Below are 11,679 nucleotides of genomic sequence, written 5' to 3' on the forward strand. Positions count from 1 at the left end.
GTGCAGGTATCGACCTTCCTGCGCAACTGGCTGGTCAACCACATCATGAAGGTCGACAAGGACCTCGCCATTGCCATCAAGAAGATGGCGGCGTAAGGGCAGGGAGCAGCAAAAGGTCTCTATGAGCAGTGGCAGTATTGATGTCCGTTTCTTCGACCTGATCCTCTGCGTATCCCGGGCTCTCGATCTGCTGTCGCTGGACCTTTCGGACCACCACATGCGCGTAGCCTATGTCGCCGCCCGCATCGCGGATGGCCTCGGGCTGCCGGTGCAGGACAGGCAGGACGCCGTCCTCGCGGGCGCGCTGCACGATGTCGGGGCGGTGTCCGGCACGCTGCGGCTGTCGCTGCAGAACTACGCCGTCGCGGGCGACATTCCGCTGGACGCCACGCTCGAAGAGAGCGTGCACACGCACGCCATCGAGGGCTACCTGCTGCTGCGCGACTTTCCGCCCTTTGCCCGCGCGGCGGAAGCGGTGCGCTATCACCATGTCGAATGGAACTACCGGCGCGGCAGCGAGTGCAACAATGCGGCGGTACCCTTGCTGAGCCACGTCCTGCACCTGGCCGACCGGGTCGCAGTGCTGCCGCGGCCGCGCGGCGACATCCTCGAGCAGAGCACCGACATCCGGCGCAAGGTCGTGGATGACGCCGGCCGGCGCTACCATCCGCAGGCCGTCGCCGCCTTCACGCATGCGTCGCGCTCGGAATCGTTCTGGCTGGACCTCGTCAGCCCGCACAAGGAAGAAATCATCCGTTGCGGTTTCGACGGGCAGAACGTGGCGCTGGACCTGGACGAGCTGTACGAACTGGCGCGCCTGTTCGCACGCATCATCGACTTCCGCAGCCCCTATACCGCGATCCACTCCAGCACCGTCGCGGCCAAGGCCGAGCGCATCGCGCAGCTGCTGCACATCGATCCCGTCAAGACCCGGCTGATCGGCACCGCCGGTTTCCTGCACGACCTGGGCAAGCTCGCGGTGCCGGCGGAAATCCTCGACAAACCGGGCAAGCTCACGCCGCAGGAAATGCGCATCATCAAGCAGCATCCCTACTACACCCACCGCATCCTGTCGCAGGTACCCGGGCTGGAGGAGATCAATACCTACGCATCGCTGCACCATGAACGCCTCGATGGACACGGCTATCCCTTCCGCAAGCAGACGATCCCGCAGGGCGCACGCATCATCGCCGTGGCCGATGTGTTTACGGCGATCTCCGAGCAGCGGCCGTACCGCGCCGGGATGACGCGCCAGGCAGCGATCGCGCTGCTCAACCGGTTCGTGGACGAAGGGGCGCTGGACGGGGATATCGTCGCCCTGGTACGCACCCATTTCGACGACATCCAGAACTACACCGGGAGCTGAATCCGGCTCAGGAGGAGGGCAGCGCCGAGGTACGCGCCTCCTGCTGCCGGCGGCACCAGCGCGCGAACTCGGCGGCCGGCAGCGGGCGGCTGAACCAGTATCCCTGCGCCTGGTTGCAGCCGTGTTCCCGCAGGTAGCGCAAGGCTTCTTCCGACTCGATGCCTTCGCCGATCACGTCCAGCTTGAGGCTGTGTCCGAGGGCGATGATCGCGCCGGTGACGGTGCGGCTCGCCTGGTCGCTGGCGACGCGGCGCACGAAGGACTGGTCGACCTTCAGCTTGTCCAGCGGCAGGCTGGTCAGGCGGCTGAGGCTGGAGTACCCGGTGCCGAAGTCGTCGAGCGCCACCTTCACCCCGAGCGACTTGATCCGGGCCAGCACCTTGATCGCGTCGTCGAGGTTGTCCATGATCGCGCTTTCCGTCACCTCCACTTCCAGGCGGGATGGATCGATGCCGGTTTCGGCAATGATGCCGCTGAGCCGGTCCGCGAAGTCGCGCTGCCTGAATTGCAGCGGCGAGACGTTGATCGCAATCGAGACCTCCAGCCCTTCATGCAGCCAGGCGCCCTGCTGGCGGCAAGCTTCGCTCACCACCCATTCGCCCAGCTCGCCGATCAGCCCGGCCGATTCGGCGATGGGGATGAAGCGGTCCGGGCCGATGACGTCGCCCTCCCGGTCGCACAGGCGCACCAGCGCCTCGGCGCCGGCAATACCGCCGCTGCGGATATCCATCATCGGCTGGTAGTAGAGTTTCAGGCCGCCGTGGCGCAGTGCATGCCGGACCCGGGCTTCGAGCGAATGCGCCTCTTCGGCACGCTGGTCCAGTTCCGGCGTGTAGAAATGATAGGTGGCGCGCCCCGATTGCTTGGCCTGGTACATCGCCAGGTCGGCGGCGTGGATCAGGTCGCTGATGTCGGTCGCATGTTCGGGGAAGAAACTGATGCCGATCGAGGGCGAGAGCGAGACCTCGATCGTATCGATCGGATAGGGCTGGCTGATGGTGTCGACCAGGTGCTGCGCGACAGTCGCCGCGCGCAGCCGGTCGCCCTCCAGGAAAGGCAGGATGACGACGAACTCGTCGCCGCCCAGGCGGCCCGCGAGGTCTTCATCGCGCGTGCCCGCCAGCAGCCGGCGCGCGACTTCCTGCAGCACGCGGTCGCCGGTCTCATGGCCGTAGATATCGTTGATGGGCTTGAAGCGGTCGAGGTCGATGAACAGCAGCGCCCCCCGGCCATGGTTGCGCCGGGCGGCGGCCAGCAGATGGCTGCCGTACTCGAACACCAGCGCCCGGTTCGGCAGGCCGGTCAGCGTATCGTGCAGCGCCGCCTGGCGCGCATGCTCCTGCGCCAGCCTGCGCTCGGTGACGTCGGTATGCGTGCCGATCAGGCGCACTGCCCGGCCGTCTTCGCCGCGCTCGGCGGCAATGGCGTGCGACAAGACCCAGCGCCAGCTGCCATCACTGGCGCGCAGGCGCAGCTCCTGCCAGTAACTTTCCTGGCGGCCTTCGATCACGGCCTCGATCATCCTCGGCACGCCCGAACGGTCTTCCTCATGTACCAGCGCCAACCAGTCAGCCCAGGTCTGCAACTCCTGCGGCGAATAGCCGAGCATCGCGAACAGCAGGTCGTCCGCGGGCAGGAGCCGGCGCGAGGCGACGTCCAGCTCCCACACCGCGGTGCCGCCGGCCTTCAGCGCCAGCGCCGAGCGGTACTGGCTTTCGCGCAATGTCTGCATGGCATCGCGCAGCGCGGTATTGCGCTGCTCCAGCAGCACCGCCGCGTCATCCATCGCCTTGGCCACCGAGGCGGCTTCGACAATTTCCACCGATGGCGTGCGGAACGGCTCGCCGGCGCCGAGCGCTCGTGCCGGCTCCACCAGTGCATGGAAGGCGCGCACGATGCGCCCGCCGATGTGGCCGGCCACGGCGAGGCTGAGCGCCAGCAGGGCGGCAACGCCCAGCGAAAGCATGGAGATCCGGCGGTTGAATTGCTGCGCAAGCGTGGATTGGGGAATGGAGATGGCGATGCGCCAGCCGGTCAGCGGGGAACTGGTGTAGGCGGCGCGCACCGGTTCGCCGTCCCGCATGATCGCCTCGAAGGTGCCTTCTCCGGCAGACATGAGCTTGCGGAAGTATTCATCGGCCGGCTTCTGGCCGGAGAACCGGTCGGCCTCGCGGCTGCGGGTGGCGATCGTGCCCTTGCTGTCGAAAATGGTCGCTACCCACCCCGCCGGCAGGCCCTGCGCCATCAGAATGTCGTTGAAGGTTTCCGGCGAGATCGTGATATTCAGGAAGCCGTGTACCTGGCCGTCCCGCAGGATGGGCACAGCCACCACCATCACCGGCAGGTGCAGGATGGAACCGATGAAAATGTCCGACACCACGGGTTCGGCGGTATTGAACACCTGCTCGATGATGTCGGGATTGCCATGGTGCGGCAGCGGCTGCCCGTAGGCAAGCGTAGTGTTGAGGAGCTGCTGCCCGTCACGCCTCGCGACGACCACTGACGAGCCCAGGCGCGTTTCCGCCAGTGCCTTGCGCGCCTGGTCGTAGAAGGTGCGCAGATCATTCGTTGCCAGAGAGTCGGATGCAGCCAAGCCTTGCGCCAGCGATTGCACGCGCAGGATGTGGTTGTCCACCGCCTGCATCAGTGCCCTTGCCGTCTGGATGGTATCCCTCTCCTGTTGCTGTGCCGCTTGCCGGTACTCCAGGAAAAAGATCGCGGTCGCGCCGATGATGCCCGGCAGCATGCACGCAACGACGAGCCAGCTCAGGATCGTGCGGACAGTACGTGGTCGGGATGGATGTTCGTCGCCGGCTGGCGCGTCGGAAGGCAATTCGCCGCTCCTTCACTGCGGAAGTTGCCGTTTGACCTGTTGTTCCCGGTTTAAATTCCTTGCGGCCGCTGCATCATGCGGGCGGCGAGTTCGGCGCATTTTCCAGCGTCGAGGCCGACGGCGGAGTCGCACAACAGCAGCGGTGCCCAGCCGGCGGGAAATTCCGTTGCGTCATCGTCGACCACGATATACGGGCCGCCGTAGCGCGTTTCATCAAGGTAGGCCTGCACTTCCTGCCAGCGCATCGCGCCGGGTATCAGCGGTGTGACATCAATGATGCGCGGCTGGAGGTCGCGCGAGAAGTAATCCTCGCGCAGCGAATCGGTATCGAACACCTCGCGCCAGGAAGAGGTGATGACAACCTCGACATGCGTGTGCTCGCGCAGGAGCGCTTCGAGCGCCGCGCGGTGTTCGAACAGCGTGCGCTCGCCGCGGGCCGGATGCATGACGCCGTCAAAACCGAGGAACAGGAGCATGGGGAAAGCCCTCGTGCAAAACGAGCACGATAGCGGCAAAACGTGCGCCGCCGCAAGGCCGGCCGCCCGGTTTGCCGCTTGCCTTGATTTTCATCAACGCAATAATTGCCTTCGAAATCATGGACATACGGAAGCTTATCCCCGGTTGTCCACAGAATTGGCCACAGCAAATGTGGGCAAGTTGCGCTCAGACCTGCTGGTTCCTGGGCAGTCTGACAGTGAAGGCAGTGCCTCCCTCCGTGCTGGAACTCACGGTGATCCTGCCCCCATGCGCCGCCACGATCTCGCGCACGATGTACAGCCCGAGTCCGAGGTTCATCTGCTTGGCTTTGTCGGAAGCCTTGTCCGTATAGCGCCGCAGCGGGTCGAAAATGCCTGCCAGCTCCGCTTCGGGAATCGGCGCGCCGAAGTTGTGCACCGTGATCACGACCACGTCGCCGTCCGCGGCGGTGCGCACGGTGACGAAAGCATCGTCGGCGCCGTGCTGCAGGGCATTGCCGATCAGGTTCTGGTAGACCTGGCCGATGCGGCCCGCGTCCCAGCGGCCCGTCACGTCGCCGTGGACTTCGGTCTCGATCGCGCGGCTCGGATCGGAGAAACGGAATTCATCCGCCACCTGCTCCGAAATGAGCGCGAGGTCCGCGGGCTGCGGGTCGATGCGCATGCCGCTGGTCCTGGCCTGGGTAAAGTCGAGCAGGTTGTCGATGATCTGGCCCATCCTCGCCGTGCTGCCAAACATGCGTGCGCCGAGCTGGATCAGCTGCGGGTCGGACCGCTCCGAGCGCATCAGGAATTCCGCACCCATGCTCAGGTATTGCAAGGGCGTGCGCAGGTCGTGGCTGACAACGCCGAGGAAGATGTCTTCCGAACGCCGCACGACCGCCGAGTAACGCGCCACGGAGTCGGCCAGCGCCTGGTCCAGCGCTTCGTTGAATCGGCGCATGTCCTCGACCTCGAACCATGCCGCCGACTTCTCCCGTGCCATCCAGAGGCGCAGGACGCTGGCGCGCAGCGCGCGGTACTCGGAGACGAGCTGCTCGATGTTGAAACCTGACTTCAGGCGCGTCTCGGCATGAATATGCGGGGCACGGTCCCCGTTCGCATCCGGGGCCGATACTGTGCCGGCAGCAAGCTCGGCGGCGATTTCTTCGAGCATCTCCTTCGCGTGGTCGCGCAGTTCGATGACGTCCATGGAACGGTGCGGCGGCTGGATGCTGCGGGCAAAGTCCTCCCATTCCTGGAGAATCGGCTCCAGGTTCTCAAGGATAAAGGCGGATAAACGCATTGCGGGCGGTTCAGGTTCAAGACGGCGAGAATCTAGCAAAGCACGGCTTTCCGGTCGGTACAGTTTCATACATAGACCAGTGTCATGGAGGGGCTCTGCGCCAGATCATGCGAACACGCATTGACCTGTGCTGTAGTTGCCGGGTCGTCGTCGGCCGACGCCGTTTATTGTCCGGAGACCTTCCATGTACGTGCCCGCTACTGCTGCGCAATGCCCCAATCACCTGCTCTCGCGCCTGCCCGAGGATGAGTACCAGTTGCTGCGTCCGCATCTCGAATACTTTCCCACGCCCATCAGGACCGTGCTGTTCGAGCGCGGCGGCGATATCCGCTTTGTCTACTTTCCCTTGTCCGGGGCACATTCAGTGCTCGCCGTCATGGAAGACGGCGCGGCCGTCGAGGTCGGCACCGTGGGGCTGGAAGGCATGTCGACAGTGGATGTGCTGACCGGCAGCACGCAGGCCACCGAAACCACGATCTGCCAGATCCCGGGCGACAGCCTGAGGATGCCGGCGGAACTGTTCAATGAGCTGCTCGGACGCGCCCCGGAGTTCCGGCGCCTGCTGTACCGCTTCCTGCAAGCCTATCTGAGCCAGGTATCGCAATCGGTCGCGTGCAACCGCTTGCACACGACCGAGGAGCGGTTCGCGCGCTGGATCCTCCTCAGCCATGACCGTGTGCAGGGCGACACCTTCCAGCTCACCCAGGAATTCCTCGCCGACATGCTCGGTGTGCACCGCCCCAGCGTCACGCTGGTGGCCCGCAATTTCCAGCAGGCGGGCCTGCTGACCTACAACCGGGGGGTGATCACCATCCTCGACCGCGCTGCTCTGGAAGAGGCGAGCTGCGAATGCTACAAGGTGGTGAGGAAGCAGTTCGAGAAAGCCTTGGGCAAGGGCATGGGATAAGCACCCGCCCATCTGCCTTGATTTTCATCAAAGCAACAATTTCCTTGAAAATCATGGACATGCGGAAGCTTATCCCCGGTTGTCCACAGAATTGGCCACAACAATTGTGGGCAAGTTGCGCGGCGCGCCCCCGCGGTTAAAGGAGAGCCCCCGCCCACACGGCGGCGATCTCGAGCGCCAGACCCGCGCTTGTCCGTGCGCCGTAAGCCCGGTTGCCCGCCGCCCAGGCGATCACCATCTTGCTGAGGGCATTGGCTGTGATCGCAATCGCAAGGCCGCGCTTGAGCGTGCCCGCGTCCACCGATCCACCCGCAAACAGCGAGAACAGCACCGCCCCCGCCGCCTGCATGTCCACTGTCGCCGCGAGGGCGGCGCCGGCTTCGGCCGCCGCGGAGCCGAAATGCACCGTGGCCAGGGAAACGACAGCCGTCAGCAGCGTAAGCAGCGCTGCGAAACCGACCGCCTGGCGCACGCTGAACACGTTCTGCGAGGGCAGCTTCTCCTTGTTTGCCGCAGGCTGCAGGGCGATGGCGACGGCGGCCGCGCCGCCGCTGCCCAGGATCATTCCCGCAAGCACCGGCCAGCTCGCCCTGACGGCCGCCGCATCGATGGCCATGCCGACTGCCACCAGCATGGCCATCGAGGACAGGTTGGAGCACAGCGCGGCAGCCGCATACGCGGCCGCGTACTGCGGCTCCGCCCTTGAGCGTGCGCCCATCGCCCCCATGGTCGAACTGCTCGAGACCACTCCCGAGGCCAGGCCGGCAATGGCCATCCCGAAGCGCGGCCCCATGAGGCGCAGCGCGATATAGCCCAGCGCCTGCAATGCCATCAGCAGCACAACCAGCCGCCAGAGATGGTTCGGATTCGCATGGGCGAGGTAGGGCATCGTGCGGTTCGGGATGAGCGGATAGACGACCAGCGCCGCTGCTGCCAGCAGCAGGCCGTCCCGCAACTCCACGCTGCTCAGCGTCCGCGTCGCGAAATGGTGCAGGCGCGTCTTGCCGGCGAGGAGGCAGGCCACCACGACAAACCCCGCCGCGGCAAGCTGCACGTTGGTTCCGGCGGCAATGCCGAGCAGATAGGTCAGGAAGAGGGCGATTTCGGTCGTAACGCCCGGGTCGCCGCCGCGGTCGCGGTAATAGGCGATCGTACCCAGGAGCGCGATGAACAGCGCGCCGGCCAGCGTTACCGCCGGTTGCGCGAGATGGCTAGCAATCACCCCGCTGAAACCCGCCAGCGCAAAGGTGCGCACGCCCGCCAGCGCGCGCGAGGGGCCGGCGCCCTTGTGGCGTTCGCGCTCGATGCCGATCAGGATACTGCCGCCCAGCGCGGCGGCGCAGCTGGCGAAAAGCGAAGGGATGTTTTCCATGGGTGAAGGATGAATGCAATCCGGAAATTATAGGTGCCGGCTGCGCGCGACGGGCCGCAGAGATGTTCCAGTCCGAAATGTTTGATGTGCGTCAATTGCAAGCCGGAGGGCCCTCACTAGACTAGGGCGCATACCTCGGGATCCTGCTGCGCAAGGGAGACAAGCGCCGGAATGACAAACAGGACCCATGCCAGGGCTGACGGCAAATAACATCAACGAAATCGCATATGGCCTTCTACAGAACTCTCACCGCTTTGGTTCTGGCGGCGCTTTGCACGCTCGCCCAGGCGACCGGCTTCGACGTCATCGACGTCCGGCAGGCGCGGGCGATGGCGGGGCAGGGCGCCTTGCTGCTGGACGTGCGCGAACCGCATGAATACGCCGAGGTGCGCACGCCGGGCAGCCTGCTGGTGCCGCTTGGCCGGCTCAAGACCCGCCTGCATGAATTCCGTGCCTTCGAGAACAAACCCGTGATCCTGATCTGCCGCTCCGGCACGCGCTCCGGCGCGGCCGCCCAGATGCTCGTCCAGGAGGGATTCAAGTCCGTGCACAACGTGCAGGGCGGCATCCTCGCCTGGGAGAAGGCCGGACTGCCGCTCGAAAGGCGGTAACCCGCTTTCGCAGCACCCCCGCCAACAACTACAAGGACAGCCCTCATGTCGCAAACCAAGTTCCTGCTTCCCGAATCCGACATTCCCACTCACTGGTACAACGTGGTTGCCGACATGCCCAACCGCCCGGCGCCGCCGCTCGGCCCCGATGGCAAGCCGCTGTCGCCCGACGCGCTGTCGGCCATCTTCCCGGCGTCGCTGATCGAGCAGGAAGTGTCCGCCGAGCGCTGGATCGAGATCCCGGAAAAGGTGCGCGAGATCTACCAGCTCTGGCGCCCGACGCCGCTGTTCCGCGCGCGCCGCCTCGAAGCCGCGCTCGGCACGCCGTGCCGCATCTACTACAAGTTCGAGGGCGTATCGCCGGCCGGCTCGCACAAGGTCAACACCTCGATCGCACAGGCCTACTACAACGCCGAAGCCGGCATCAGGCGCATCGCCACCGAAACCGGCGCCGGCCAGTGGGGCAGTTCGATGGCGCTTGCCGGACAAATGTTCGGCCTCGAAGTGCGCGTCTACATGGTCAAGGTCAGCTACCACCAGAAACCCTACCGCCGCTCGATGATGCAGACCTGGGGCGCGGAAGTGTTCGCCAGCCCTTCGAACATGACAGCCGCCGGCCGCCAGGCGCTGGAGCAGAATCCGGACAACCAGGGATCGCTCGGTCTGGCGATTTCGGAAGCGGTGGAAGAAGCGGCCTCGCGCGCCGACACCAACTACGCCCTCGGCTCCGTGCTCAACCACGTGCTGCTGCACCAGACCGTGATCGGTCTGGAAGCGAAGAAGCAGTTCGCGCTGGCAAACGACTACCCCGACATGATCTTCGCCCCCTGCGGCGGCGGCTCCAATTTCGGCGGCGCAGCCTTCCCCTTCTTCGCAGACAAGGCGGCCGGCAAGAACGTACGCCTGGTCGCCGTCGAGCCGACTTCCTGCCCCACACTCACCCGTGGCCACTACGCCTATGACTACGGCGACACCGCCAAGCTCACGCCGATGACCCTGATGTACACCCTCGGCCACGACTTCATGCCGCCCGGCATCCATGCGGGCGGCCTGCGCTACCACGGCGACTCGGCGCTCGTCTCCCAGCTCTACCACGAGAAACTGCTCGAAGCCGTCGCCGTGCCGCAGCTCGCCACCTTCGCCGCCGGCGTGCAGTTTGCCCGGACCGAAGGCATCATCCCCGCGCCCGAGTCAAGCCACGCGATCGCCGCTGCCATCGACGAAGCCCTGCGCTGCAAGGAAACCGGCGAGGCCAAGACCCTGTTCATCAATCTCTCCGGCCACGGCCACTTCGACATGGGCGCGTACGACAGCTACTTCAGCGGCAAGCTGCAGGATTACGCCTATCCGGAAGAAGAGATCAAGGCGGCGCTGGAGCGGCTGCCCAAGGTATCCGTGTAAACCGCCCTAGCAAACAACAAAAAGGAACCCATGAAACTCGAAACCCTGGCCGTCCACGCCGGCTACACACCCGACCCGACCACCAAGGCCGTTGCCGTTCCCGTCTACCAGACCGTGGCCTACGCCTTCGACAACGCGCAGCACGGCGCCGACCTGTTCGACCTCAAGGTTGCGGGCAACATCTACACCCGCATCATGAACCCCACGCAAGACGTGCTGGAAAAGCGGCTCGCCGCGCTTGAAGGCGGCGTCGGCGCGCTGGCCCTGGCCTCCGGCATGGCCGCGGTCACCTACGCCATCCAGACCATCGCCGAAGCGGGCGACAACATCGTCTCGGCGAGCACGCTCTACGGCGGCACCTACAACCTCTTCGCGCATACCTTCCCGCAGCTCGGCATCCAGGTCCGCTTCGCCGACCCGCGCAAGCCCGAGGAATTCGCGCCGCTGATCGACGGCCGCACCAAGGCCATCTTCTGCGAATCCATCGGCAACCCGCTGGGCAACGTCACCGATTTCGCCAGGCTCGCCGAGATCGCCCACGCGCACGGCGTGCCGCTCATCGTTGACAACACCGTGCCCAGCCCCTACCTGTGCCGCCCCTTCGAGCACGGCGCCGACATCGTCGTGCACTCGCTCACCAAATACCTTGGCGGCCACGGCAACAGCGTCGGCGGCGCCATCGTCGACAGCGGCAAGTTCCCCTGGGCGCAGCACAAGGAACGCTTCCGCCGCCTCAACGAGCCCGACGTGTCCTACCACGGCGTGGTCTATACCGAAGCCCTCGGCCCGGCCGCCTACATCGGCCGCGCGCGCGTCGTCCCCCTGCGCAACATGGGCGCCGCCATCGCGCCGATGAACGCCTTCCTCATCCTGCAGGGAATCGAAACGCTCGCCCTGCGCATGGAACGCATCTGCGACAACGCCAAGCGCATCGCGCATTTCCTGTCCGCGCATTCCAAGGTGGCGTGGGTGAATTACGCCGGACTGGAGAACCACCCGGATTTCCCGCTGGTGAAAAAGATGATGGGCGGCTCCGCCTCCGGCATCCTGTCCTTCGGGCTGAAGAATGTCGACCAGGCCGACCCGCGTGCCGCGGGCGCGCGCGTGCTCGATGCGCTCAAGCTCTTTACGCGCCTGGTCAATATCGGTGACGCCCGGTCGCTGGCGACGCACCCGGCCTCAACCACGCACCGTCAGCTCAACCCCGCAGAACTGAAGAAGGCAGGCGTATCGGAAGACATGCTGCGCCTCTCGATCGGCATCGAGCACGTCGACGACCTGATCGCCGACCTGGAACAGGCGCTGGACCAGGCCTGAGAAGAAAGAAGAAGAAAGGAAGTCGGATCAGGCGACTTCCGCCGGCGCCTCGCAGCTCGCACGCACGGCGCGTTCGAGCAGGCGGGCAAAGGCCACGAGTTCCTTTTCCGA

General features: G+C 65.4%; 9 protein-coding genes. 5 read left to right on the forward strand and 4 right to left on the reverse strand.

Annotation, left to right across the window (positions count from 1 at the left end):
* Positions 1-121 precede the first annotated feature (121 nt).
* A complete protein-coding gene (locus tag VFF99_RS08785) occupies positions 122-1,366 on the forward strand; it encodes an HD-GYP domain-containing protein (RefSeq protein WP_325016967.1) in 1,245 nt (414 codons plus the stop codon).
* A 7-nt stretch (positions 1,367-1,373) separates the two neighbouring features.
* On the opposite strand, the gene VFF99_RS08790 is transcribed toward VFF99_RS08785, so the two are convergent.
* The 3 genes from VFF99_RS08790 to VFF99_RS08800 all read right to left on the reverse strand — a co-directional run bounded on the left by VFF99_RS08790 (position 1,374) and on the right by VFF99_RS08800 (position 5,960).
* Positions 1,374-4,199 (reverse strand): bifunctional diguanylate cyclase/phosphodiesterase, encoded by a 2,826-nt coding sequence (locus VFF99_RS08790; protein WP_325016969.1) that lies wholly within the window; start codon positions 4,197-4,199, stop codon positions 1,374-1,376.
* 50 nt (positions 4,200-4,249) lie between these two features.
* The gene (locus VFF99_RS08795) at positions 4,250-4,675 is read right to left on the reverse strand and encodes an HAD domain-containing protein (RefSeq protein WP_325016971.1); all 426 of its coding nucleotides are present in this window, start codon (positions 4,673-4,675) and stop codon (positions 4,250-4,252) included.
* 187 nt (positions 4,676-4,862) lie between these two features.
* Positions 4,863-5,960: a sensor histidine kinase gene (locus VFF99_RS08800; protein WP_325016973.1), complete on the reverse strand. Its 1,098-nt coding sequence runs from the start codon at positions 5,958-5,960 to the stop codon at positions 4,863-4,865.
* Between the two features lie 184 nt (positions 5,961-6,144).
* Here VFF99_RS08800 and VFF99_RS08805 point away from each other — a divergent pair, with 184 nt between their 5' ends.
* A complete protein-coding gene (locus tag VFF99_RS08805) occupies positions 6,145-6,867 on the forward strand; it encodes a Crp/Fnr family transcriptional regulator (protein WP_325016975.1) in 723 nt (240 codons plus the stop codon).
* Between the two features lie 136 nt (positions 6,868-7,003).
* Here the strand turns inward: VFF99_RS08805 and VFF99_RS08810 are convergent, their stop codons facing one another.
* Entirely contained in the window at positions 7,004-8,239 is a 1,236-nt protein-coding gene (locus tag VFF99_RS08810) for an MgtC/SapB family protein (protein WP_325016977.1), read from the reverse strand.
* Positions 8,240-8,466: 227 nt separating this feature from the next.
* On the opposite strand from VFF99_RS08810, the gene VFF99_RS08815 reads away from it, so the two are divergent.
* The 3 genes from VFF99_RS08815 to VFF99_RS08825 are packed head-to-tail and all read left to right on the forward strand — an operon-like array spanning position 8,467 to position 11,568.
* Positions 8,467-8,850: a rhodanese-like domain-containing protein gene (locus tag VFF99_RS08815; protein ID WP_325016979.1), complete on the forward strand. Its 384-nt coding sequence runs from the start codon at positions 8,467-8,469 to the stop codon at positions 8,848-8,850.
* Between the two features lie 45 nt (positions 8,851-8,895).
* Positions 8,896-10,251, forward strand: a complete 1,356-nt coding sequence (locus VFF99_RS08820; protein ID WP_325016981.1) for a TrpB-like pyridoxal phosphate-dependent enzyme — start codon at positions 8,896-8,898, stop codon at positions 10,249-10,251.
* Between the two features lie 30 nt (positions 10,252-10,281).
* A complete protein-coding gene (locus VFF99_RS08825) occupies positions 10,282-11,568 on the forward strand; it encodes an O-acetylhomoserine aminocarboxypropyltransferase/cysteine synthase family protein (RefSeq protein WP_325016983.1) in 1,287 nt (428 codons plus the stop codon).
* Positions 11,569-11,679 lie beyond the last annotated feature (111 nt).

Source organism: Noviherbaspirillum sp. (assembly GCF_035654295.1).
GTDB lineage: Bacteria > Pseudomonadota > Gammaproteobacteria > Burkholderiales > Burkholderiaceae_D > Noviherbaspirillum.

What these genes read in the sequence shown, in the direction of transcription:
- VFF99_RS08820 (WP_325016981.1), top strand. Translation starts at nt 8,896, where the DNA reads ATGTCGCAAACCAAGTTCCTGCTTCCCGAATCCGACATTCCCACTCAC.
- VFF99_RS08785 (WP_325016967.1), top strand. Translation starts at nt 122, where the DNA reads ATGAGCAGTGGCAGTATTGATGTCCGTTTCTTCGACCTGATCCTCTGC.
- VFF99_RS08800 (WP_325016973.1), bottom strand. Translation starts at nt 5,960, where the DNA reads ATGCGTTTATCCGCCTTTATCCTTGAGAACCTGGAGCCGATTCTCCAG.
- VFF99_RS08795 (WP_325016971.1), bottom strand. Translation starts at nt 4,675, where the DNA reads ATGCTCCTGTTCCTCGGTTTTGACGGCGTCATGCATCCGGCCCGCGGC.
- VFF99_RS08825 (WP_325016983.1), top strand. Translation starts at nt 10,282, where the DNA reads ATGAAACTCGAAACCCTGGCCGTCCACGCCGGCTACACACCCGACCCG.
- VFF99_RS08805 (WP_325016975.1), top strand. Translation starts at nt 6,145, where the DNA reads ATGTACGTGCCCGCTACTGCTGCGCAATGCCCCAATCACCTGCTCTCG.
- VFF99_RS08810 (WP_325016977.1), bottom strand. Translation starts at nt 8,239, where the DNA reads ATGGAAAACATCCCTTCGCTTTTCGCCAGCTGCGCCGCCGCGCTGGGC.
- VFF99_RS08815 (WP_325016979.1), top strand. Translation starts at nt 8,467, where the DNA reads ATGGCCTTCTACAGAACTCTCACCGCTTTGGTTCTGGCGGCGCTTTGC.